The organism is Methylocapsa palsarum (assembly GCF_900114285.1).
GTDB classification, from domain to species: Bacteria; Pseudomonadota; Alphaproteobacteria; order Rhizobiales; family Beijerinckiaceae; genus Methylocapsa; species Methylocapsa palsarum.
The window spans coordinates 511,635-534,046 of sequence record NZ_FOSN01000001.1; the positions used below are offsets into that span (position 1 = coordinate 511,635).

The following is a 22,412-nucleotide window of genomic DNA, read 5'->3' on the forward strand; positions in this document are numbered from 1 at the left end:
CATGGCTCCATCGCGGCGCGTCGTCGTCACAGGCATGGGAGCCGTCTCCGCCGCCGGAATCGGCGCGGACGCATTATGGACCGCCGCGCGCGACGGTCGTTCCTGTGTCGGCGAGGCGGTGTTCAATCGCCCCTATCGCGGGCGGATCAAGATCGCGGCGCAGGTGCAAGGCTTCGTCGCCGGCGCGCATCTCGAACCCAGCGTTCTCCCCTTTTGCGATCCGGTCACCCAATATCTGCTGACGGCCGCCGACGAAGCGATCGCGCAGGCCGGTTTGTCGCGCGCCGAAAGGCTGGGGCCGCGAACGGCCACCATCATCGGCACCGGCATCGGCGGCATGCATACGATCGAGGACGGGCTTTATCTGTCCCTTGTCGAGCAGGGGCGCCCCGATCCGCTGACCGTGCCGCGGCTCATTCCGAGTTCGTGCCCCTCCAATGTCAGCATCCGCTTCGGCGCCCAGGGCCCTTGCTTCGCCGTGGTGAGCGCGTGCTCGTCGGCGACGCAGGCGATCGGAATCGGCGCCCATCTTGTCCGCTCCGGCCTCGTCGATCGCGCCATTGTCGGCGGCACCGAGGATTGCGTGACCAACAGCACGATGCTCGCCTGGGAGGCTTTACGTGTTTTGACCCCCGATTTGTGCCGTCCTTTCTCCAAGGGGCGCAACGGCATGGTGCTTGGCGCGGGATCGGCGGTGTTCATTCTCGAAGAGGCCGAATTCGCCCGCGCGCGCGGAGCCTCCGCCCTGGTCGAGCTGGCTGGCTACGGAACGTCGAGCGACGCTAAGGATCAGGTCCGGCCCGACCCCGAGGGAGCGGCCGCCTGCATGCGCAACGCTCTTGAAGACGCTGGCGTCTCGATCGAGGAGATCGACTACGTCAACGCGCACGGAACCGGAACGACGGTCAATGACATCTCGGAATCCGCCGCCCTCGCCATGGTGTTCGGGGACCGGCTGGCCTCCGTCCCGGTTTCATCGACGAAGCCGATCCATGGCCATGGCCTTGGCGCCGCGGGCGCGCTCGAACTCCTCGTCACGATAGGCGCGGTGCGCGAGAGCATTGCGCCGCCGACGATCAACTGGCGCGAAGCCGACGTCAAATGTCCCGTCGACGCCGTGCCCAACGAGGCCCGGCCCATGCCTATCCGGGTCGCGCTCACCAATTCCTTCGCCTTTGGCGGGATTAACGCCAGTCTCGTCGTGCGGCGCGCAGAGGCGGCATGACGGACGCCGCCGGCTACGCTTCGCCCGCCGCCGGTTCGCTGGCGAACGCCGCGCCGGCAGGCATGTTCTCGCTCCCGCCGATCAAGGTCAGAACCGACCGGGCCGCGATCGCGGCGTTCGTTCAGTCCACCGCGCCGCTTTCCGGCGATTTTGTTCCGCTGACATTTCCGTTTTGTTGGCTGACCCTTCCGGTGATCCGGTCCGCGATCCTTGAGGCGATCGGCGCCGAGGGCGTTTTGCCGGTGCACGAGGCGCAGAAGTTCGATTACGAACGCGCGCTCGAACCTGATTCGGACTACCAGCTCGCGATCGAGGCGAAGCGGTCGGAAGGACCGCCGAGGCTGACGTTGAAAGGCGTCGTTTCGACGCTTCAGGGAGATGTCTGCGTGCGGTTCGAAACCGTCCTGCGCATCGTCTCCCTCGCGCCCCTGCCGGCGCCATGACCAGCTTGAACGCGCCGGCGAACTGGCCGAAGGCGGGCGACGAGATCGATCCCGCGAAATTCGGGCCGTTCGGGGAATCGCAGCTCCTGCGCTACGCCGCCGCCTCCGGGGACGACAATCCGCTTCATCTCGACCGGGATCTCGCCTGTGCGGCTGGTCTTGAGGCGCCTCCGGTTCACGGCATGCTCTTGATGAGTTGTTTTGAACCCGCTCTCCGGGTCTGGCGCGGCGATCTCGTCGTCGCAAGGCTTGCTGGCAAATTCCTCAAGCCGATTCTCGTCGGCGAGGGGGTCGAGATCTCCGGGCGCGTCGTCCGCGCGAGCGCAGACGGACGGCCCGAACTCACCATGCGGCTCATCGCCCGCGGCTTTGGCGGAGACCTCGCCATCCTCGCGGAAGCGACGCTGGTTTCAGCTGAAGCGCCCGCTTGACATGCGCGCTCCTCCGCAAGCGCCCCGCTCGATCCTCATTACTGGCGCCTCCAGCGGAATCGGCCGTGCGCTCGCCCTCGCCTATGCGCGTCCCGGCGTCGCGCTGGCTCTCATCGGCCGGGACGAAGAGCGGCTGGAGGCAGTCGCCGCCACGGCGAGAGGAAACGGCGCCGAAGCCGAAATAGGCCTGGTGAACGTGCGCGATCAGGACGCCATGGCGCGATGGATCGCCGCCCGAGACGCCAGCCAGCCGATTGACCTTTGCATCGCCAACGCCGGGATCACCACCGGGCTTGGGCCGGGCGACATCGCCGAATCGCCGCAAGCCGTGCGGGCAATTCTCGCGACCAATCTGATCGGGGTTCTGAATACGGTCGAACCCCTGATCGGTCGGATGTGCGGGCGGGGGCGCGGCCAGCTCGCCTTCATCGGCTCGATCGCCGGCCTTCGGGGGCTGCCCTATGCGCCGGCCTATAGCGCGACGAAGGCCGCCGTTCACGCCTATTCCGAATCGTTGCGCGGGCGCCTCGAACCCTGCGGCGTCACCGTCAGTCTGATTGTGGCGGGATTCGTAAAGACGCCGCTGAACGACAGCATCGAGGCGGTCAAGCCTTTCGAGATCACGGATGTCGAGGCCGCGAGGATCATTCAGGCCGGACTGGACCGGGGCCGGGCGGTCATCGCGTTCCCCTGGCCGCTTTATTTCGCCGCTCGTCTTTCCCAGCTGCTGCCGTCACGGCTTGTGGATAAGATTATGACCCGTTTCCAAGTTAAAGTCCCGGAAACGCAAGATCGCGCGAATTGATGGTGAACGAATCGACTGGGACCGACGGCAACGCGATGTTCGCCGACGGTCATAGATCCGCCTCCACTCAATATAAAAGATTAAGACTTTTGTAAGACCTTCGGGCGACTACAAGAATTGAGAAAGTTTTCTCAATTCCGGTAACAAACCGTTGCAATTCGTTTGTTGTCTCTCCCCAGTTTTTCGTCAACTTTGAAACTAGAGCAAGTCGGTCCGCCGCGGATCGTTCGCGCCGCCGCCCATGCCAAGCGTCTGACGCTAGGTCGTGCGGTGATCGCCTGAACGGGAAGCCAACGCCGCGTTGCTGGAGCAGTCCTCAGAGAGCCGGCAAGCGGCCCTCCGGGAGTCTGCGACAGCGCCGGGGGGGTGCGGAACGAGGGCGGTAATTTTACGGCGGGGACGGACAATTGGGCTTCGATCTTCTCAAACTGATTTTCGAGTCCAGCCTGCTGGTTTCGATCTTTGGCCTCCTCTTTGTCGGCGGCGGATTTCTGATCCTCATCGGAATCAATGTCTGGGAGCGGTTCAGCGGCGAGAAATGGGGGCGGCCATTGCGCTCGCTGGTCATCGCGGACGCGAAACTGCCCGACGTCCTCGTTCAAATTCCTGTGTTTAACGAACCTTATATGGTGGCCGACTGCCTGCGGTCCGCTTCCGCGCTGGATTGGCCGAAAGACCGGCTTCACATCCAGCTGCTCGATGACAGCACGGATGAAACCACCTCGATCGCCTCGATCGTCGTCGCCGAACTGCAGGCGCAGGGCTTCGATATCCTTCATTTGCGCCGGGACGATCGCGGCGGATACAAAGCCGGCGCCCTGGCCGCCGGTCTGACGCATTCGGACGCGCCCTATGTCGCCATTCTGGACGTCGATTTCCGTCCTCCGGCGAACTGGCTGCGCGCCGTGGTGCCCTGCCTGATCGCCGATCCGCGGGCGAGCTTCATCCAGTCGCGGTGCGAGTTCTCCAATTACCGCACGAACTGGCTGACACGGGCCCAGGGCCTTATGCTCGACGCTCATTTCGCAATGGAGCAGGCGACGCGCTACCGCGCGGGATGGCTGTTTCAGTTCAACGGAACCGGCGGCGTTTGGCGCCGCGCGGCGATCTCCGCCGCCGGCGGCTGGTCGTCGGATTCGCTCTGCGAGGATCTCGACATCACCGTGCGCGCCGAGATCGCCGGCTGGCACGGCCTTTTCTCGATGAATCCTCCCGTGCCTGGCCTCGTTCCCGATCAGGTTAATCACTGGCGCGTCCAGCAAAGGCGCTGGTCGACCGGATTCGTTCAGGTCGCCCGCAAGCTTTTGGGAGCGATCTGGCTGGCGGACTGGACGATCGAGCGCAAACTGTCGGCGAGCTTTCTCATCCTTATTCAGGCCTTCTTTCCCTGCGCCGCGGTGGCGATCGTCTCGTTGCTGGCCTGCGTCCTTCTCGAGAGCGGCGATCCGGCGGCTTATATGCCGGTGATCAACGCCATCGGCGTTCTGATCGCGATCGTCGCCATCGGAATGACTCTGGCGCCTTATCGGACGTTGCGCCGCGGTTCGTTGCTGAGTTTCCTTGCGACCATCGCCTCGCTGACGCCTCTGATGATCTATCTGAGCGTTTCCAATGCGCCGTCAATTTTGAAATCGTTGTTTGGCGCCACGGAAACGTGGAAGCGCACCCCCAAAGCCCCTCCGCTTCCCGCGATCGGGCCGTCGAATCAGGTCGACGGCTTCTAGAGCGCTTTCCGATCGCATGAAGTCATGCGATCGATCAGACATCGCTCCAAAGTCAAAGGCTTGAGCGTATTCTTGGAATATGCTCTAGCCCGGGCGATCAGGGAGGCGCTGACGTCTCCGACATCTTCCGATATGAGGCCGGGCACGAGCGCTTCGACGCTTCATCTCCCGATCCCCGGATTTCCGGCGAGACCAAATCGACCCCAGGCGATTTTCCAAGCCTCATGTCGGCTTCGGGAGGCGCGGCGCGTCAGGATCAGGCCCCGTCTTGGAGGTCCGCCCGTATCCGGTGTAAGCTCAAGCTTGATACGCGGAACGATTGGGAGTGATCCTTGATGCATCGGCGCGGACTCGCCCGGCGAATAGCGTTTTGTCTTCTCGCGGTCGCGGCTCTAGGCGGCTGCGGGGGAAAGCTCGACGTTCCCGACGCGGGCGCAGCAAAACCGAGTAATCCGCTTGCGCTCGACGCCTCCGGAAAGGCTCCCGCGGCGGACGCCCCGCACGTCTATTGTCCGGAAATCGTCGTCCTCGAGGGCGCCGCCGCCAGCCAGTTCCATTCCGGCAATCCGCCCTCCAACTCCAATTTGCGGCATCAATTCTCTCTGGGCGAGGTCGCGCGCGAATGCGCGCTGCAGGGCGATCAGTTGACGATCAAGGTGGGGTTGAGCGGCAACGTACTGCTTGGGCCGGCCGGGAGCCCCGGCAGTTTCAGCGTGCCGCTTCGGGTCGCGGTCATTCGACAAAGCGACGAAAAACCCGTCGTCTCGAAGCTCTACCGCGCTCCGGCGACGATCGGCGCGGGACAGACGCAGGCGAGTTTCACAATGGTCTCGGACACATTGTCAGTCCCGTTCATTCATGACCATGCGGAAGACGACTACAGCATCAAGGTCGGCATCGACGAAGGTTCGGGCGCCGAAAAATCCGCTGGGAAGAGCGGCAAATGACGATATTTTGGGCTTGAACTTAGCTTATCTGGCCGCGATCGCCGCTTTCCTTCCGGGCGTCCGCGCCATTGACTTGAGCGCTTTGCGGGTTATCTATTGCATTGTCAGATCAAGATCCCCAGCGGAAGAGACCGATTCGCGATCATTCGCGGCTCGGCGCCGAAGGCGCAACCGCCCCGGAAACGCTCAGGCCCATGGACCGCATGGGGGATGACACTCTGGAAAGCGGCTTTCGTCTTCGCGAAAGCCCACCGACGGAGGTAACTTCGCCCTCAAGGGTGGAGGAACTCTCTCAGGTTCCAAGACAGAGGGGGTGAAGCGCGGCGCGCCCGGGACTTGGCCGGATGCGCCAGACCTTTGCCGAGGCGCCCGAAGGCGCCCAAGTCTGACGAGGCCCAATGTCCGACGCTCACGCCGCCGAGGCTCCCGATCTGGCGCGGACTCCGCTGGATTTTGTGCATCGCGCCCGTGGCGCGCGCATGGTTCCCTTCGCCGGATATGCGATGCCGGTGCAATATCCCCTCGGCATCATCGGCGAGCATCTCCACACCCGCGCCAGCGCTGGGCTGTTCGACGTCTCGCATATGGGGCAGGCGCTCCTCGAAGGTCCCGCCGCCTCTGCGCGCCTTGAAACGCTGGTTCCGGGCGACATCGAGGGACTGGCGCCCGGCCGGATGCGCTACACCCAGTTTCTCGATCAAGACGGCCATATCCTCGATGATTTGATCGTCACGCGCCTTCCTGACGAGGGAGGCCGCGAGCGCCTCGCTCTGGTCGTCAACGCCTCGGTCAAGGCCGCCGACTTCGCTCATCTTGCGGAATTGCTGCCTGACCTGACGCTGACCGTCTTGACCGGGCGGGCGCTGCTTGCATTGCAGGGGCCGAAGGCGGCCGCCGTCCTCGGACGGCGGCTGCGCGGATCGAAAGCGGGCGGCGCCACGGACGAGGCCCTTGCGCAGATGCCGTTCATGTCCGCGCGCGACTTTGATCTCGACGGTTTGCGCCTCGGCGTTTCGCGCTCGGGGTATACCGGGGAGGACGGGTTCGAGATTTCGCTTGCGGAGGAGGCGGCGGCCTCGTTCGCGCAGGCGCTTCTCGAGGATCTGGATGTCTTGCCGGCCGGCCTTGGCGCCCGCGATTCGCTCCGGCTGGAAGCCGGCCTCTGCCTCTATGGCCACGACATTGACGCGACGACCGATCCGGTCGAAGCCGGCCTGCTCTGGTCGATCTCGAAGCGCCGCCGCCAGGATGGCGGATTTCCCGGCGCCGATATGATCGCGCGCGCCGTCGCCGAGGGCCCCTCGCGCCGTCGCGTCGGCCTTCTGATCGAGGGCAAGGCTCCCGCGCGCGAAGGCGCGGAGATCATGCATGGCGGCAAGAGCGTCGGGCGCCTCACCTCGGGAGGCTTCAGCCCCAGTCTTGGGCGCCCGATCGCGATGGGGTATGTCGAGGCCGCTCACGCCGCGACCGGCGAGAGCGTTGAGGTCATGATCCGCGGCAGGCCGGTCGGGGCCAAAGTGACGCCCATGCCGTTTGTGCCGCACAGATATTACGGGGGAGTGTGATGCCGAAAATTCTCTATTCGAAAGACCACGAATATATCCGCGTCGACGGCGACACCGGAATTGTCGGGATCACCGATTACGCTCAATCGCAATTGGGCGACGTCGTCTTTGTCGAACTTCCCTTGATCGGCAAGAACGTCGACAAGGGCGCCGAAGCCGCCGTCGTCGAAAGCGTCAAGGCCGCGAGCGGCGTCAACGCGCCGGTTTCTGGCGAGGTGATCGAAATCAATCGCGCGCTCGAGGAAACTCCCGCCGTGGTCAACGAAGACCCTGCCGGCAAGGGCTGGTTCATGAAGCTCAAACTGAGCAACCCGTCCGAACTCGACGCCTTGATGGATGAAGCCGCCTACGGGGCCTACGTGCAGACCTTGGGCTGAGCGCTTCGTCAGGTAGGCGAAGGCGGGCCAATGAACGATCACATCATGAACGGTCACATGGAGCGGCGATGCGCTATCTTCCCCTGACTTCAGAGGATCGCTCGGACATGCTGGCGCGCATCGGCGCGTCTGGCGTCGACGCGTTCTTCTCCGACATCCCGGCCGAAAAACGCCTTGCGCAGACGCTCGATCTGCCGCTGCGCAAGAGCGAAATGGAAGTCTCGCGCCTGTTGTCCGGCCTCGGTGCCAAAAATACGGCGGCGGGTTCGGTTCCCTTTTTCGTCGGGGCAGGCGCCTACAAGCACCATATCCCCGCGAGCGTCGATCATCTGATCCAGCGCTCCGAATTCCTGACGAGCTATACGCCCTATCAGCCTGAAATCGCCCAGGGCACGCTCCAATATATTTTCGAGTTCCAGACCCAGGTCGCGGCGCTGACCGGGATGGATGTCGCCAACGCCTCGATGTACGACGGCTCGACCGCGACCGTCGAGGCGGTCCTGATGGCGCACCGCATCACCGGCAAGCGCAAGGCCGTGCTCTCGGGCGGCCTGCACCCGCACTATGCCGAAACGGTGCGGACCTTTTCGCATATGACCGGCGACGCCTCCACCGCGCTGCCGCCGGATGTTTTCGCCACGGAAAACATGGGCGCCATGATCGACGCGGACACGTCCTGCGTCGTGGTTCAGACGCCGGACGTCTTCGGAAATCTGCGCGATCTCTCGCCTCTCGCCGAGATCTGCAAGGCGAAGGGCGCGCTGCTGATCGCGGTGTTCACGGAGGCCGTCTCGCTGGGGCTCGTCACGCCGCCGGGCGCGATGGGCGCCGACATCGTCGCCGGCGAAGGCCAGTCGATCGGCAATTCGCTGAACTTCGGCGGCCCCTATGTCGGGCTGTTCGCGGCCAAGGCCAGATATCTGCGCCAGATTCCGGGGCGTCTTTGCGGCGAGACATTGGACGCGGAAGGGCGGCGCGGCTTCGTCCTCACGCTCTCGACGCGCGAACAGCACATCAAGCGCGACAAGGCGACCTCCAACATCTGCACCAATTCCGGCCTCTGCTGCCTCGCCTTCACGATTCACATGACGCTCCTCGGCGAGGCCGGGCTGCGCCGCCTCGCCCGGATCAACCATGCCAACGCCGTCGATCTTGCGGACAGGCTCGGCGCCGTAAGCGGCGTCGAAGTGCTCAACAAGACGTTTTTCAACGAGTTCACGATTCGGGTTCCTTGCGATGGCGCGGAACTCATCGAGCGTCTGGCGGAAAAAGGCGTGCTCGGCGGCGTTCCGGTCTCGCGGCTGCTGCCGGGCCGGGGGCTGGACGATCTGATCCTCGTCGCCTCGAGCGAGGTCAATACGCCAGACGACCGCGCGGCCTACGCGCAGGCTTTAAGGGGAGCGCTCTGATGCTCAATCGACAGATTCGCGCCACAACAGCGGGAGATTCAGCCAGGCTGGAGGTCGAAACCTTCACCTCCAATCGCGGCCTCGCGCTCGAGGAAGGGCTGATCTTCGAGATCGGACGCGCCGAAGTGACCGGCGTCGATCTCGACGAACCGGCGCCGTTCGAGCCGCGCCTCGGCGGCCTCGAACGCAAGGATCCGATCGGCCTGCCGGGATTGAGCGAGCCTGAGACGCTTCGCCATTATGTCCGTCTGTCGCAGAAAAACTATTCGATCGATTCCGGGCTCTACCCGCTCGGCTCCTGCACGATGAAACACAATCCGCGCCTCAACGAGGCCGTGGCTCGGCTGCCGGGATTCGCCGATATCCATCCGCTTCAGCCGCAATCCACGGTTCCGGGCGCGCTCGAACTGATCGAGGACCTCGCTCATTGGCTCATGACCCTCACAGGCATGGATGCGGTGGCGATGACCCCGAAGGCGGGCGCTCATGGCGAAGTCTGCGGCATGATGGCGATCAAGGCCGCGATCGAGGCCAAGGGTGAGGGCGAGACCCGCAGAATCGTGCTGGCGCCCGACAGCGCGCATGGCACCAATCCGGCGACGGCGGCCCGCCTCGGCTTCGAGGTCCGCTCCATCCCGGCCCGCGCCGACGGTACAGTCGACGCCGCGGAGGTCGAACGCCTGCTTGGCCCGGATGTGGCGGCGATCATGCTGACCAATCCCAACACCTGCGGCCTTTTCGAAAAAGAGATCGTCGAAATCGCCGCCGCGACCCGGAACGCCGGGGCCTATTTTTATTGCGACGGGGCGAATTTCAACGCGATCATGGGCAAGACCCGGCCGGGCGACCTCGGCGTCGACGCCATGCATCTCAATCTGCACAAGACGTTCTCGACCCCCCATGGCGGCGGCGGCCCCGGGGCAGGCCCGGTCGTGCTGTCGGGGCGCCTCGCGCCCTTCGCCCCCGCGCCCTTTCTTCGCAGGGACGAGAACGGCCTCCGGCTGGTCGAACGCCTCGATGAGGCTCCGTATTCGCTTGGACGCCTCGCCGCGTTTCATGGCCAGATGGGCATGTTCGTGCGCGCCTACGCCTATATGCTCTCGCATGGCGCGGACGGATTGCGGCAGGCGGCGGAGGACGCGGTGCTGAGCGCGAATTATATTCGCGCCAGTCTGAACGATCTAATGTCGCAGCCCTTCGGCGACCGGCCCTGCATGCATGAAGTCCTGTTCGACGACGCCTGGCTGAAGCCGACGGGCCTCACGACGCTGGATTTCGCCAAGGCGATGATCGACGAGGGCTACCACCCGATGACGATCTATTTTCCGCTGGTCGCGCACGGGGCCATGCTGATCGAGCCGACCGAATCCGAATCGAAGGCCTCGCTCGATCTCTTCATCGCGACCATGCGCGATCTCGCCATGGCCGCGCGGCGGGGCGAGACGGAGCGCTTCCTTGGCGCGCCGGTTTACGCGCCGCGCCGCCGCCTTGATGAAACCCGCGCGGCGCGCAATCCGGTGCTGAAATGGACACGCCCGCCGCCGCAGCCGGTCTGAGCCGGTAAAACCGAAGACGCAGGTGTGTGCAGAAGGTTTGGAAGCGATTGTTTAGAGCATATTCCGACCGGATTGAATCAATCTAATCGACAAGAATATGCTCAAGATTTTGACTCTGGAGCGATTTCTGATCGATCGCATGACTTCATGCGATCGGAAAGCGCTCTAATGCAGCAGCTTGCCGAGATCGGCGATGTTCTTGCCGATCAGTTCCTCGCCGAAAGCGCCCTTGGCTTCGACCTTCAGAACGGTTTCCGCCGCTTTAGTCGCCGCCTCGGCGGCTGCCGCGCGGACTTCGGCGGTCGCCTGAGCCTCTGCGTTGGCGATTTTTTCTTCCGCCTGCTTTTTGCGGCGCTCGATGAAATCCGAGATGCGGGCGTGGGCTTCCTTGGCGAGAAGCTCGGCCTCCGCCTTCGCCTGCGTGATCATGGCTGCGGCCTCGGCTTCGGCCTCGATCCGGCGCTTTTCGAACGAGGCCAGAACGGCCTCGGCCTCGGCGCGCAGTTTTGACGCCTCGTCGAGTTCAGCCTTGATCCGGTCGCCCCTCTTGTCGAGGGCGGCGTTGAGCTTCTTGTGGACGCCGAGATAGCCAAGGAGCGCGACGAAAATCGCAAAGCCGAGAGCGACAAAGAACTCTTCGTTGAACATGGTCCGGCTCCTCAGGCTTTTTCCGCGGCGACCGCCGCGGCGACGGCGCTGGCGTCGGCGGGCTTGCCTGTTATGTGTTCGACGATGGCAGCGGCTGCATCTTGCGCGATGTCGCCGACATGTGACATCGCTTCGGCTTTCTTCTGAGCGATCTGGGTCTCGGCCGCCGCGAGCTTGCCGTTCAGGTCGGCTTCGAGAGCATGGCGCTTCGCCTCCGATTCGGCGTTGAGCTTGGTCTGGGTTTCCTGGGCGACGGCCTGGGCCGCGGCCTTGGCGTCGGCGATCTTCTTGTCATTGGCCTCGGCGGCCTCCTGCGACCTGGCCCTGGAAGCGTGCGCCTCCGCGAGGTCGGTGCGGATCTTCCCCGCCCGGGCGTGAAGAATGCCTTCGACCCGGGGCAGGGCGATTTTTGACATCAGCAGGTAAAGCAGCCCGAAGCTCAGAACGAGCCAGATGATTAGGGGCGCGAAATTGGCGGATTCGAACGGAGGAAAGGCGCCGGGCGCATGTTCCGTTCCGGTTTCGTGTTCGGAGCCTTCGGCGGCTGCGACGTGCGGATTGAGTTTCTCTTCGAGCTGGGCGAGGCGCTGTTCGAGCGGGCCGAGATTTGGCAGCGCGACGACAGTCTCGCCGGGCGCCAGAATACGGGTTGTCGGCTGGTTGGCGGCGAGTTTCTTCACTTCGGCGAGGGTCGAGTTGCTGACGCTCTCGGCGGCGGCGAAGCGATGATCGAGATCGGTCAGCAGGGCCTTGCTTGCCTGTTCGGTGACCTTGCTTGATTGTTCAAATGAATCAAATCGCGACTTCATAACGACAATCTGTTCTTTCATCTCGCTGATGGCGGTTCTGGAACCGTCCGAGGATTGAAGTCCTATCGCCAGGCCGGCGGCGAGAATGGCGCTCGCGGCGAGGACCGGCCACACCGGAGGAGCCGGATGGCTGGCGTGAGGCAGGGGGGAGGTGGAGAATTTCGAAGAAGAATGATCCGAGGACGCCGGGGTATCGGCCTGCGCATAGGCCGCGGCGGTCTTGGCGATCCTGCTCAGCGTTTCGGAGGCGCGCTGGCCAAGCGATTTTGCGAGGGCCACCAATCGATCATTGACGTCGGTCACGGCAGTCTCCCGGACAGGGGCCGAATGCGCCCGGAACGAATCCCGGGCGCAACGGAACCCAATTTTACTTCACGAAAAGCAAAAGGATCGCGACGAGGAAGGCGAAAATGCCGAGACCCTCGGCCAGCGCCGCGCCGATGAACGCGCGACCGAACTGCGCGTCGGATGCGGTCGGGTTGCGCAAGGCGCCCGAGAGAAAATTACCGAAAATCAGACCGACGCCGATAGCGGCGGCGCCCATGCCAATCGCGGCGAGACCCGCCCCGATGAACTTGGCTGCAACAGGATCCATTACTTAACTCCTAGCGAAATTGGGCACCGATCTGTTGTTCAAATATTTATTCAGTGGCCCGGATGAATTGCGTCGTTGAGATAGACGCAAGTGAGAATGGCGAAGACATAGGCCTGCAAGAAGGCCACCAGAAGTTCGAACGCCGTCAACGCGACGGTCGCGGCGAGAGGAAGAGGCGCGATGACGGCATAGGCGCCGGCGCCGAGCAAGGCCGCGACGAAGCCGCCCATCACCTTCAAGGTGATGTGGCCGGCCAGCATGTTCGCGAACAGACGGACGGAGAGGCTGATCGGCCGCGAGATGAACGAGATGATTTCGATCATCACAAGGAAGGGCAGCAAGGCCGGCGAGACGCCCGAGGGAACGAACAGATTGAGGAAATGCGTTCCGTGGCGAATGAACCCGTAGACAAGGACGGTGCCGATCACGAGCGCCGCGAGGGCGAAGGTCACGATGATCTGGCTCGTCACCGTGAACGTGTAGGGGACAAGGCCGATGAGATTCGAAAACAGGACGAACAGGAACAGCGAGAACACGAAGGGGAAGAACTTCATGCCTTCGCGTCCTGCGGACATGTGAACGGTGGAGGCGACGAATTCATACGCCATTTCGGCGGCGGACTGGAGCCGGCCCGGCACGATCGCCTTCGAGCTCGTTCCGACGATCATCAGGGCGGCGGCCGCAAGGACGACGATCAGCATGAACAGCGAGGCGTTGGTGAAGGACGCGTCGACGCCGAAAACATGAAGGGGCACGATCCGTTCGATGCTGAACTGGTGGATCGGATCCATGGTCTGTTCTTCCGCCACTGCTGAAATCTCCCGCCTCAGTCCGAAGCTCTTTTTCAAGAGCCATGTTGTCCGCCCGGAGCCTCCGCGCCGCTCGCGGAAGCTCATTGCATGTTTGCCGCCGGCATGAAAGAGCCGCGGGAAAAAATCGGCCGCGTTCGTCGCTGCGGCTGCGCCTCCCGGATTTGCCTAGAGCGCTTTCCGATCGCATGGAGTCATGCGATCGATCAGAATCGGAATATGCTCTAGATCAGGCCGCCTTTGGAACCCGGAGGTTTGACAGCGATCCTGTACACGTTCCAGAAACCTGCGGCCGTTCCGAACAGCAGGAAAATCAACAGGAACGCAGGCGTCGTCTTGAGCCATGCGTCGAGTTGCCATCCGATGAAGGCTCCGACGACGACGGCCGCGACGAATTCGCTGAGGACCCGAAAGCCAAGGCTCATCGCGCCTCCGAGCGACCCGCTTTGCAAGGGATCGCCGCCCGGTTCGCTTGCTCCGCGTGCGTCCTGCTGCGCATCGAGCGCATTGGAAAGCTTGTCGAGTCGGGCTTTCAACCCATCGTCGTCGCGGGGCTCTGAACGGCGCCGTTCGTCCCGGCGCTCTTCTTTTTCTGGGCGTGTCTGGTTTTCTTCTTGGTCTTGCCGACGATCGCCGGTTTGTTCGTCTCGCTTCGTCACGTCCCGCTCCCGATCGTCGGCCGGCCTCGTAAGAAACACGGACAACGCTATAGGCCGCTCCGCCGCCAAAAGCGAGTGGGAGGCCTTGGGGAAGATGGCTGAAAAACGAAGAACGAAAAGGCTTGCGCTTTAGGACCGGCGCACCATAAGTGCGGGGGCGGCCCCTGTCAAGACTTAGGCCGGCGCTTCTAACCCTTTGAATGTTTTGATCTAAGTGAAGGCGAAATCCGGCGGCGCCTGGGCCTCAGCCGGCCTCGAGGAAGCGCTCGGCGTCGCCAAGATCAACCCCGACCAGCTGGCTGACGCCGCGTTCGGCCATGGTCACTCCGAACAACCGGTTCATGCGCGCCATGGTGATCGGATTGTGCGTGATGGTGATGAACCGCGTCTCGGTCTTGCGCCGCATTTCGTCGAGAAGGTCGCAGAATCTCTCGACATTGGCGTCGTCGAGCGGCGCATCGACCTCGTCAAGCACGCAGATCGGAGCCGGATTGGTCAGGAAGATCGCGAAAATCAGCGACATCGCGGTCAACGCCTGCTCGCCGCCGGATAAAAGCGTCATGACCTGCGGCCGCTTGCCTGGAGGACGGGCGAGAATTTCCAGTCCAGCCTCGAGGGGATCGTCGGATTCGATCAGCTGAAGCTCGGCGGAGCCGCCGCCAAACAGGCTCGTGAACAATTGCTGAAAATGTCCGTTGACGGTGGTGAACGCGCTTAGGAGCCTTTCCCGGCCTTCGCGGTTGAGGCTCTGGATCGCCTGGCGCAGGCGGTGGATCGCCTCTGTCAGATCGGAATGTTCGGTCGAGAGGTTCGACTTCGAGGTCTCGATTTCGCTGAGTTCTTCCTCGGCGCGCAAATTGACGGCGCCGAGGCGTTCGCGCTCCTGCTTCAGTCCGTCGAGGCGTTTGGCGGTCTCGTCTATCCCCGTAAGAGCGTCGCCTGGGTTCACCTTGGCGAGGGCGGCGAGATCCTGCGGCCCGCAATTCAGTTCGGACGCAATCGCGCGCAAGACCTCGTCGCAGCGCAATCGCCAGGATTCGACCCGCGCTTCGCTGCGCGCTTTTTCCTCCCGCGCCGCGCCCATCGCGTCGAGGGCCGCGCGCGCGTCGCGATCCGTCGCGGCCAGAACCGCCTCGGCCGCAACCCGGGCGTCGGCGGCGGCCCTGCGGGCGGCTTCGGCGTCCTCGATTTCGCTCAAGAGGCGGCGGCGGGCGGCGAGAAAGGCGGCAGGCGCCTCTGTCAGTTTTTCGTTTTCCTGCGCCGCTTCCTCCAGCCGCGCCTGAAGGGCTTCGATCTGGCCGCCGGCGCCGCCGCTCCGGACGCGCCAGGACTTGCGCTCTTCCTCGATCGCCTGCAGCCGTTTGGCCCGGTTCTGCGACTCGCGCGCATGGGTCTGCGCGTCGCCCCGCGCTTCGGCCACCGCGGCGCGTTCCTGCGCCGCCAGGGCGCGGGCGGCTTCGAGGCTCGCGGTCAGTTCGGCCGAATCGTCGAGGGTGGCGAGGGCGATCTCGGCCTGGCCCTGTTTCGTCATCGCCTCGTCGCGGTCGGCGCGAAGGCGGAGCAAGGCTTCGTCCAGGGCGGCAAGCCGGGCCGCCGCCGCCGCCTGGCTGCGTTCCGCCGCCGCCGCTCTTTCACGCGCGGTTTCGACATCGCGCAGCGCGTTCTTGTGGCGTTGCCGGGCTTCGGTCTCGGCCGCGGCCGCCGCGGCGAGCTGATCGTGCTTGACCTGCGCCGCGTCCTTGAAGGCGAGGGCGGCCTCGTGCGCTTCTTCGGCCTCGATCTCAAGGTCGCCGAGACGGTTCTTTTCGGCGAGGCGCCGCGCCGCCGGAGTCGGGGCCTCGGCGGCCTGAATGAATCCGTCCCAGCGCCAAAGATCGCCTTCCTTCGAGACGAGGCGCTGGCCGGGCTTCAAGAGGCGGCTCAGCGACGCGCCTTCCGAGCGCAGGACGATTCCGATCTGATCGAGCCTTCGCGTCAACGCGGGCGGCGCGCTGACCCGCTTCGACAGCGTCTCGACGCCGGGCGGCAGGGCGGGGTCGCCTTCGGCGTCGGTCTTGGCCCAATGGGAGGGCGCGGCGGGATTGGTCGAGGCGTCGAGATCGTCGCCGAGCGCCGCCCCGAGGGCCGCCTCGAAGCCTTTGGCCACGCTGATTTCTTCGGTGACCGCCGGCCAGAAGCCGCCGGCGCCGGCGTTAAGCAGTTTCGAGAGGGTCTGGACCTCGGTGGCGAGTTTCTGCGCCCGGCGCTCGGCCTCGGCGAGCGGCCCCCGCGTCTCGATTTCGGCGCTGCGGGCCGCGGCGTGGGCGGCCTCGGCCTCGGTCGCCTCCTCCTCGAGCGTCTCGGCCGTCTCGATCGCGTTTTCGAGCGCGGCTTCGAGGATCGCGCGGTCGTCTTCGCCGCTCAACGCCGCCTTGAGCGCGTCCTGCTCGTCCTGGGCTTTGCGCAGGCCGTCTTCGATCCGCGCCAGACGCACGGACTCGTCCCGCAAGGCGCTCTCGAGGGAAACCCGCCGCGCCTCCATCGCCGCGCGCCGGTCCTGCGCCGCCGCGAGCGCCTTTTCCGCCATCGCGAGTGCGGCCTCCGCCTCGGTGAGCCGGGCGCGGGCGCCAACCTCTATCCCGGCTTCGGCGGCGGAGGCTTCGGTCAATTCCAGCGCTTCCGAGTCGAGCCGCGCCAGCACTCCGGCCGCGTCCTCGACCAGGGCGGTCTCGCGGGCGAGATCGGCGGTCATCTGCGCGATCCGGCGCTCCAGCTCCGCGGCCCTCGCCTTGGCGCGGCGCTCCTCGCCCTCGAGCGCCTCGCGGGCGATGATCAGACGTTGCAATTCCCCGCCTGCCTTGGCCTCCGCGTCGCGCAGGCCCGGCAGATGATAGGCGGCGACCGCCTGCGCCTTCGCGGCCCCCGCCTGAACCTCGGCGCGTTCCATCACCAGACGCGCGTCGGCCGTCAGCTTGGCTTCGGCCTGGCCGAGCGCCAGAGTGGCTTCCTCGTGGTTGATGAGGGCCAGCAAGGCTTCGAGCCGGCGGATCTCAGCGGCGAGATTGCGGTAGCGCGCGGCCTGTTTCGCCTGCCGTTCGAGGCCCTTCGCCTGGGAGTCGATCTGCTGGAGGATGTCCTCGATGCGGACCAGATTGTCCTCCGCCGCCTTCAGGCGCAACTCCGCCTCGTGCCGGCGCGAATGAAGCCCGGCGACCCCGGCCGCCTCCTCGAGAATGCGGCGGCGCTCCTGCGGCTTGGCGGAAATCATTTCGCCGATCTGCCCCTGCCGCACCATGGCGGGGGAGCGTGAGCCGGAGGACGCGTCGGCGAAGAGCAATTGCACGTCGCGGGCGCGGGCTTCGCGGCCGTTGATGCGGTAGGTAGAGCCCGCCTCGCGCTCGATGCGGCGGGAGACTTCGATGATCTCTGACTCGTTGAAGGCGGCGGGGGCGGTGCGGCTCGTATTGTCGAGGACGAGGCAGACTTCCGCCATGTTCCGCGCGGGGCGGTTGCCGCCGCCCGAAAAGATCACGTCGTCCATGCCGGACGCGCGCATGCTCTTCGACGAACTCTCGCCCATGACCCAGCGCATGGCCTCGACGAGATTGGACTTGCCGCAGCCGTTCGGTCCGACGACTCCGGTGAGGCCCGGTTCGATCAAAAACTCGGTCGGCTCGACAAAGGTCTTGAAGCCCGCAATGCGGAGTTTCGTGAATTTCATGGTGAAATTCTCGCGCTGACTCTCTCGCGGCGGACCCCGGTCCGCCCTTGCGCCCATTTTCGCATTTTAGATCAAGAGCCTCTTTACGCCATTCGCGTTAACGTCCGGTTAACCAATTCCGCCGTCGGCGAAGAATCGCCGGATGATTCGATTCGAACCGATTACGGCGCAGGCCTTGGGGCGAAGGCAAGGCGCGGCGCCGATTTAGCTGGGGAGAAGCGCCTCGCGCCGCCGGCAAGCGACCGCCGATTGGCCTCGCGATTTTTTGTTTCCACGCGCGCTTCTCGTTCGAATGAATGACGACCGGCTCTCCCGCCGCCCGTACTTTGACCGGGCGCGTCTTGGCTAGAGCATATTCCGATCGGAGTGAATCAATCCAATCGACAAGACTATGCTCAAGCTTTTGAATCTGGAGCGATTTCTGATCGATCGCATGACTTCATGCGATCGGAAAGCGCTCTAGGCCGCTGGTTCGCGCCAGCGAAAGCCAGGACGCCTTTGGCCCGACACAACAGCAAAGGGAGAGAAAAATGCCCGACGCTCCGAATACGCCCGCCTCGCCGAAACTGAAGGATCAGATCGAGAAACAGTCCTTCAAGATCGAGAAGCCGGAAAAACTCGAAAAGATCGAAAAGCACGAGCACAAGGAAAAGCCGGAAAAACTCGAAAAGCCTGAGAAGGAGATCAAGGAAAAACCGGAAAAGATCGAACACAAGGAAAAGCCCGAGAAGCACGAACACAAGGAAAAGCCCGAAAAATTCGAGCACAAGGAAAAACCCGAGAAGCACGAGCACAAGGAGCTGGAAAAAATCCAGAAGGATTTCGACAAGATCAATCAGAAGCTCGAAAATCCGGAAAAGCAGATCTTCGAGGGCAATCCCAAGGATATCGTCGAGAACCAGGGACCGTTCAATCCGAGCGATCCGATCGATCAGCGCGTCGGCGCGCTGGAGCAAAGCGTCGCCTCGCTGCAGCATTTCATTTCGACGCAGCAACGTCCCGATCTCAGCCGCGGCGCGCTGGCGTCCGAGCCCGGCGCCAAGAAATCCGGAGGCTAGCCGCCGATGATCCTCGTCCTTTGCGATGAAGCCGATCACTCGGCGTTCTGGGCCGCCGAGGCGCTGCGCGCGCGAGGGCTGTCTCCCCTCCTGCTCACAGGCGCGGATTTCGCCGCGGTCACGAGATGGCGCCATAGCGTCGGAGCGGCGGGCGCCGATTGCGAGCTTCATTTCAAGGGCGGGGGTCGCCTTCGCGGCAAGGAGACGGGCGGCGTGCTCAACCGCCTGTCGTTCGTGCCGGCGGCGTGGCGGCGTTCGATCGGCGGCCCGGACTGCGAGTACGCCTTGCAGGAAATGTTCGCGTTTTACCTGAGCTGGCTGCATGCGTTGCCCGGCCCGAAACTCAATCCTCCGACGCCGCAAGGGCTTGGCGGAAACTGGCGTCATCCGTCCGCCTGGGCGGCGCTCGCCTCCGCCGCCGGATTGCCGGTCGCCCCCTACAGGCAGACCAGCGAGGACGATCCGGCCGCGCCATGGCGAAGGCAGGCCGGTCCGGCGGCCGCGACGCTGCACGTCGTTGGCTCCCGCGTCGTCGGACCGGGCGAGCTCGTCCGGTCCTACAAGGAGTCCTGTCTGCGGCTTGCAAGGGCGGCGGGCGCGACCTTGCTTGGCGTCGAGTTCGCGCGCGACGTCGATGCGGCCTGGCGGATGACGAGAGCCTCGGTGACCCCCGATCTCGCCGGCGGCGGCGCTGACCTCGCCGACTCGCTTGCGGAGGCTTTGACGTCATGATCCTCCTTGGCGGCATCCCGAGCGAAAGCCCGCTCGTCCTCCTCACCGAGGCGCTTGACGAACTCGGCGCCGAGTATCGCCTGTTCAACCAGCGCAAATGCGCCGATTGCGCGATCGATCTGCGCATCGACGGGGGCGGGGTGGACGGCGAGCTACAACTTCATGGCGAAACGTTCCGGCTCGGCGAGATCACGGCGATCTACTTCCGGCTCATGGACGACCGGCTGCTGCCGGAGCTGGACGGCGAACCTGAAGATTCGCCGGCCCGCCGCCATGCCCGCGCCATCCACGACACGCTCTACCGCTGGCTCGAAGTCGCCGACGCCCGCGTCGTCAACCGCTCCGATCCACAAGGCTCCAACGGCTCGAAGCCCTATCAGGCCCAGCTGATCGCCAGCCATGGCTTCCGCGTGCCCGAAACCCTGATCAGCAACGATCCCGGCGAGGTCCTCGAATTCCGAAGGGAGCACGGCGCCATCATCTACAAGTCGATGAGCGGCGTGCGCTCGATCGTGAAGACTCTCGACGATGAAGACCTGGACAGGCTCGACAGCATCCGCTGGTGCCCGGTCCAGTTCCAGGCGCTCGTGCCCGGCGTCGACGTGCGCGTCCATGTGGTCGGCGAGGACGTTCACGCGACCGAAATCCTCAGCGACGTCACCGACTACCGCTACGCCCGCCGCTCCGGCTCAGTCGCCACCTTGCGCGCGCGAACGCTCCCCGATGAACTGGCGGACCGGTGCGTCGCGCTGACCGCGGGGCTCGGGCTTGCGTTTTCGGGAATCGACCTGCGCATCGGACCGGACGGCGAAGCCACCTGTTTCGAGGTCAATCCCTCGCCCGCCTATTCTTATTATCAGGCCAACGCCGACCAGCCCATCGCGACGAGCCTCGCGCATTATCTGGCGGGACTTGGCGCTACGCCCGCACGATCGACATGAACGGGACGTCGCGCGACATTGCGTTCATCATTTGCGGCGGCGATCCTCAACGTCAACACGATTGTCTCGACGCCATTCCCGCATCGACTCGAAAGCGCTCTCGCTCAAGACATGCAACGACAACGACAACGGCTCCGGCGATCCTGACATGAGCGCCGATAAGGATAGGGGACGAACTGAGACGGCCAAGGTTCGGCTCCCGCCGCCGCAAAATGACGAAAGCTTCATTTGAAGGTCGCCCGCGCCTCCTCTAACCCTGAGGCGCTGACCGGCATGACAAAGGTGGGGGCTGGTCATGCGATCGGGCATTCCACATCAGGAGCTTTTCCATGAAAACCCGTTTGCCTTTCGCCCTGGCTCTTCTGGCGTTCGCCGGCTCCGGCCTCGCCATCGCTGCGGCCAATGATCCGCAATCCTCCGCCCCGGCAAAGTCGGAAAATCATTTCGAGTTCACGCCGGCTGACCGCGCCGCCTTTTTCGACGCCCGCGTCGCGGCGATCCATACCGGATTGAAGCTGACGCCCGACCAGGAGAAGCTCTGGCCGCCGCTTGAAGCCGCCGTTCGCGCGGCCGCCAAAGCCGCGATGGAGCGGCGCGAGAAATGGGGCAACGCGCCACAGTCGGACAATATGATCGACCGTCTGCGCAAGCACGGCGAAGGCGCCGTCGAGCGCGGCCAGAACATGCAGGCGATCGCCGCCGCCGCGGCGCCGCTCTATGCGACTTTAACGGAAGACCAGAAACATCGGCTGCCGGTGCTGATGCATGGAATGGGGCACGGCTTTCATCGCTTCGCGATGATGGACGGCCATCGCGCCGGCCCGATGGGCGAGCATATGGGCGATCATATGGGAATGCGCGGCGGCCATGAGGGAATGGAAGGTCCCGGCCACGACGGCATGCATGGGCATGAAGGGATGATGGAAGGCGGGCCGCGCCACGGGGACGACGGGCCGGACGACGATGAGTAAATCTCTTCAATAGACGATTCAGTTCAATAGATGACTGCGGAAGATGACCACGGATGGCGCGCTCGCCATCCGCATGGGCCGCAGGATGGCGACCAACATTCTGAATCCTTGTGTTGAATACGTGTGTTGTAAGGGCGGGGCCATGCTCAAAAATCGTAGATGGCTCGCTGTCCTGATTATAGCAAATAACCCGCTCACCCGCTTCCCTTCGCCCCCAACGCCCGCGCCATTTCGACGAATTCGCTCGGCATCATGATGATGGTCATCGTGTTCTGCTCGGCGCCGACCTCGGTGATCATCTGCATCCGGCGAAGTTCAAGCCCGGCCGGGCTTTGCATGATCGTCTCCGCCGCCTGACGCAGCAGCGCCGCCGCCTCGACCTCGGCCTGCGCCTTGATCTGGCGCGCGCGTTTCTCACGCTGCGCCTCGGCCTCCTGCGCCATCGCCCGCTGCATCGAATCAGGGATCTCGACATTGCGCATCTGCACGCGTTCGACCTTGACGCCCCAGGGTTCGGTGACGGCGTCGATCGAGGCGGCGAGAGCGGCTGAAATCGAGTCCTGATCCTTCAGCACGTCGTCGAGCGTATGCTGGCCGATGACGTTGCGCAGCGCGGTCACGGCGACGAGCACGACCGATTCGCCGACATTGGCGACCTCGATCACCGAGCGGCTCGGATCGACGATCTTGCGCCAGATCACGGCGTTGATCTTGACCGGAACATTGTCGAGGGTGATCGCCTCCTGCTGCGCGACCTCGGTCGTCATGGTGCGCAGGTCCACCCGCCAGCGCCATTCAATGAACGGGATCAAAAAGAACAGACCCGGCCCCGCGGTGCGGACATATTTGCCAAGCCGGAAGACAACCGCCCGCTCGTACTGGTTGGCGATGCGCAGGCCGAACAGGAGAAGCACGACGAGCGCGGCCAGCGCGATCCACTGCAAGGGAACGCCAGGTCCCATCTCATAGGCAGAGGCAAAACCGTCGTTGTGGAACATCATCGCCTCC

21 protein-coding genes and 1 riboswitch are annotated in these 22,412 nt (G+C 64.3%); of the genes, 14 read left to right on the forward strand and 7 right to left on the reverse strand.

Annotation, left to right across the window (positions count from 1 at the left end):
• The first annotated feature begins 1 nt into the window (after position 1).
• The 10 genes from BM177_RS02505 (at position 2) to gcvPB (ending at position 10,482) form a co-directional block, all read left to right on the forward strand.
• A complete protein-coding gene (locus BM177_RS02505; protein WP_091677023.1) occupies positions 2-1,225 on the forward strand; it encodes a beta-ketoacyl-[acyl-carrier-protein] synthase family protein in 1,224 nt (407 codons plus the stop codon).
• Positions 1,222-1,668, forward strand: a complete 447-nt coding sequence (locus BM177_RS02510; protein ID WP_091677027.1) for a hypothetical protein — start codon at positions 1,222-1,224, stop codon at positions 1,666-1,668. The genes BM177_RS02505 and BM177_RS02510 overlap by 4 nt, the downstream gene beginning before the upstream one ends.
• Positions 1,665-2,099, forward strand: a complete 435-nt coding sequence (locus BM177_RS02515) for a MaoC family dehydratase (RefSeq protein WP_091677031.1) — start codon at positions 1,665-1,667, stop codon at positions 2,097-2,099. The genes BM177_RS02510 and BM177_RS02515 overlap by 4 nt, the downstream gene beginning before the upstream one ends.
• A gap of 1 nt (position 2,100) precedes the next feature.
• The gene (locus BM177_RS02520) at positions 2,101-2,904 is read left to right on the forward strand and encodes an SDR family NAD(P)-dependent oxidoreductase (RefSeq protein WP_091677035.1); all 804 of its coding nucleotides are present in this window, start codon (positions 2,101-2,103) and stop codon (positions 2,902-2,904) included.
• Positions 2,905-3,311: 407 nt separating this feature from the next.
• On the forward strand, positions 3,312-4,628 hold the full coding sequence (locus BM177_RS02525) for a glycosyltransferase (protein WP_091677040.1): 1,317 nt from the start codon (positions 3,312-3,314) through the stop codon (positions 4,626-4,628).
• A 335-nt stretch (positions 4,629-4,963) separates the two neighbouring features.
• A complete protein-coding gene (locus tag BM177_RS02530) occupies positions 4,964-5,575 on the forward strand; it encodes a hypothetical protein (RefSeq protein ID WP_091677044.1) in 612 nt (203 codons plus the stop codon).
• A 112-nt stretch (positions 5,576-5,687) separates the two neighbouring features.
• A riboswitch (glycine riboswitch) is annotated at positions 5,688-5,787 on the forward strand.
• A 186-nt stretch (positions 5,788-5,973) separates the two neighbouring features.
• Positions 5,974-7,140, forward strand: coding sequence for a glycine cleavage system aminomethyltransferase GcvT (gcvT, locus tag BM177_RS02535; RefSeq protein WP_091677047.1), 1,167 nt, complete (start codon positions 5,974-5,976; stop codon positions 7,138-7,140).
• Positions 7,140-7,517: a glycine cleavage system protein GcvH gene (gene gcvH / locus BM177_RS02540; RefSeq protein WP_091677050.1), complete on the forward strand. Its 378-nt coding sequence runs from the start codon at positions 7,140-7,142 to the stop codon at positions 7,515-7,517. Before gcvT ends, gcvH begins: the two co-directional genes overlap by 1 nt.
• Positions 7,518-7,585: 68 nt before the next feature.
• On the forward strand, positions 7,586-8,926 hold the full coding sequence (gene gcvPA, locus BM177_RS02545; protein ID WP_091677053.1) for an aminomethyl-transferring glycine dehydrogenase subunit GcvPA: 1,341 nt from the start codon (positions 7,586-7,588) through the stop codon (positions 8,924-8,926).
• The gene (gene gcvPB, locus BM177_RS02550; RefSeq protein ID WP_175492464.1) at positions 8,926-10,482 is read left to right on the forward strand and encodes an aminomethyl-transferring glycine dehydrogenase subunit GcvPB; all 1,557 of its coding nucleotides are present in this window, start codon (positions 8,926-8,928) and stop codon (positions 10,480-10,482) included. Before gcvPA ends, gcvPB begins: the two co-directional genes overlap by 1 nt.
• 165 nt (positions 10,483-10,647) lie before the next feature.
• On the opposite strand, the gene BM177_RS02555 is transcribed toward gcvPB, so the two are convergent.
• From BM177_RS02555 to smc, 6 genes are all read right to left on the reverse strand, one after another.
• On the reverse strand, positions 10,648-11,130 hold the full coding sequence (locus tag BM177_RS02555) for a F0F1 ATP synthase subunit B family protein (RefSeq protein WP_091677058.1): 483 nt from the start codon (positions 11,128-11,130) through the stop codon (positions 10,648-10,650).
• A gap of 11 nt (positions 11,131-11,141) precedes the next feature.
• Positions 11,142-12,242, reverse strand: coding sequence for a F0F1 ATP synthase subunit B family protein (locus tag BM177_RS02560; RefSeq protein ID WP_244532040.1), 1,101 nt, complete (start codon positions 12,240-12,242; stop codon positions 11,142-11,144).
• Between the two features lie 64 nt (positions 12,243-12,306).
• The gene (locus BM177_RS02565; RefSeq protein ID WP_026607288.1) at positions 12,307-12,534 is read right to left on the reverse strand and encodes a F0F1 ATP synthase subunit C; all 228 of its coding nucleotides are present in this window, start codon (positions 12,532-12,534) and stop codon (positions 12,307-12,309) included.
• 50 nt (positions 12,535-12,584) lie between these two features.
• The gene (locus tag BM177_RS02570; RefSeq protein WP_091677064.1) at positions 12,585-13,325 is read right to left on the reverse strand and encodes a F0F1 ATP synthase subunit A; all 741 of its coding nucleotides are present in this window, start codon (positions 13,323-13,325) and stop codon (positions 12,585-12,587) included.
• A gap of 242 nt (positions 13,326-13,567) precedes the next feature.
• Positions 13,568-14,002, reverse strand: coding sequence for an AtpZ/AtpI family protein (locus BM177_RS02575; RefSeq protein ID WP_091677577.1), 435 nt, complete (start codon positions 14,000-14,002; stop codon positions 13,568-13,570).
• Positions 14,003-14,246: 244 nt separating this feature from the next.
• A complete protein-coding gene (smc, locus tag BM177_RS02580; RefSeq protein WP_091677068.1) occupies positions 14,247-17,702 on the reverse strand; it encodes a chromosome segregation protein SMC in 3,456 nt (1,151 codons plus the stop codon).
• A gap of 530 nt (positions 17,703-18,232) precedes the next feature.
• Here smc and BM177_RS02585 point away from each other — a divergent pair.
• From BM177_RS02585 to BM177_RS02600, 4 genes are all read left to right on the forward strand, one after another.
• Complete coding sequence (locus BM177_RS02585) at positions 18,233-18,760, forward strand: hypothetical protein (RefSeq protein ID WP_091677072.1); 528 nt, start codon at positions 18,233-18,235, stop codon at positions 18,758-18,760.
• 6 nt (positions 18,761-18,766) lie between these two features.
• Positions 18,767-19,492, forward strand: coding sequence for a hypothetical protein (locus tag BM177_RS02590; protein WP_091677077.1), 726 nt, complete (start codon positions 18,767-18,769; stop codon positions 19,490-19,492).
• Positions 19,489-20,433 carry an ATP-grasp domain-containing protein gene (locus tag BM177_RS02595; RefSeq protein ID WP_091677081.1) on the forward strand — a complete coding sequence of 315 codons (945 nt, stop codon included), beginning with the start codon at positions 19,489-19,491 and terminating at the stop codon, positions 20,431-20,433. Before BM177_RS02590 ends, BM177_RS02595 begins: the two co-directional genes overlap by 4 nt.
• A 329-nt stretch (positions 20,434-20,762) precedes the next feature.
• Positions 20,763-21,404 carry a Spy/CpxP family protein refolding chaperone gene (locus BM177_RS02600; protein WP_091677085.1) on the forward strand — a complete coding sequence of 214 codons (642 nt, stop codon included), beginning with the start codon at positions 20,763-20,765 and terminating at the stop codon, positions 21,402-21,404.
• Between the two features lie 194 nt (positions 21,405-21,598).
• Here BM177_RS02600 and BM177_RS02605 read toward each other — a convergent pair whose 3' ends face one another.
• Positions 21,599-22,405 carry an SPFH domain-containing protein gene (locus BM177_RS02605; RefSeq protein WP_244532041.1) on the reverse strand — a complete coding sequence of 269 codons (807 nt, stop codon included), beginning with the start codon at positions 22,403-22,405 and terminating at the stop codon, positions 21,599-21,601.
• Positions 22,406-22,412: the final 7 nt, after the last annotated feature.

Coding starts and splice junctions, on each gene's coding strand:
- BM177_RS02555 (WP_091677058.1), bottom strand. CDS start 11,130: ATGTTCAACGAAGAGTTCTTTGTCGCTCTCGGCTTTGCGATTTTCGTC.
- BM177_RS02595 (WP_091677081.1), top strand. CDS start 19,489: ATGATCCTCCTTGGCGGCATCCCGAGCGAAAGCCCGCTCGTCCTCCTC.
- gcvT (WP_091677047.1), top strand. CDS start 5,974: ATGTCCGACGCTCACGCCGCCGAGGCTCCCGATCTGGCGCGGACTCCG.
- gcvPA (WP_091677053.1), top strand. CDS start 7,586: ATGCGCTATCTTCCCCTGACTTCAGAGGATCGCTCGGACATGCTGGCG.
- BM177_RS02505 (WP_091677023.1), top strand. CDS start 2: ATGGCTCCATCGCGGCGCGTCGTCGTCACAGGCATGGGAGCCGTCTCC.
- BM177_RS02530 (WP_091677044.1), top strand. CDS start 4,964: ATGCATCGGCGCGGACTCGCCCGGCGAATAGCGTTTTGTCTTCTCGCG.
- BM177_RS02565 (WP_026607288.1), bottom strand. CDS start 12,534: ATGGATCCTGTTGCAGCCAAGTTCATCGGGGCGGGTCTCGCCGCGATT.
- gcvPB (WP_175492464.1), top strand. CDS start 8,926: ATGCTCAATCGACAGATTCGCGCCACAACAGCGGGAGATTCAGCCAGG.
- gcvH (WP_091677050.1), top strand. CDS start 7,140: ATGCCGAAAATTCTCTATTCGAAAGACCACGAATATATCCGCGTCGAC.
- BM177_RS02590 (WP_091677077.1), top strand. CDS start 18,767: ATGATCCTCGTCCTTTGCGATGAAGCCGATCACTCGGCGTTCTGGGCC.
- smc (WP_091677068.1), bottom strand. CDS start 17,702: ATGAAATTCACGAAACTCCGCATTGCGGGCTTCAAGACCTTTGTCGAG.
- BM177_RS02605 (WP_244532041.1), bottom strand. CDS start 22,405: ATGATGTTCCACAACGACGGTTTTGCCTCTGCCTATGAGATGGGACCT.
- BM177_RS02510 (WP_091677027.1), top strand. CDS start 1,222: ATGACGGACGCCGCCGGCTACGCTTCGCCCGCCGCCGGTTCGCTGGCG.
- BM177_RS02570 (WP_091677064.1), bottom strand. CDS start 13,325: ATGGATCCGATCCACCAGTTCAGCATCGAACGGATCGTGCCCCTTCAT.
- BM177_RS02585 (WP_091677072.1), top strand. CDS start 18,233: ATGCCCGACGCTCCGAATACGCCCGCCTCGCCGAAACTGAAGGATCAG.
- BM177_RS02520 (WP_091677035.1), top strand. CDS start 2,101: ATGCGCGCTCCTCCGCAAGCGCCCCGCTCGATCCTCATTACTGGCGCC.
- BM177_RS02600 (WP_091677085.1), top strand. CDS start 20,763: ATGAAAACCCGTTTGCCTTTCGCCCTGGCTCTTCTGGCGTTCGCCGGC.
- BM177_RS02515 (WP_091677031.1), top strand. CDS start 1,665: ATGACCAGCTTGAACGCGCCGGCGAACTGGCCGAAGGCGGGCGACGAG.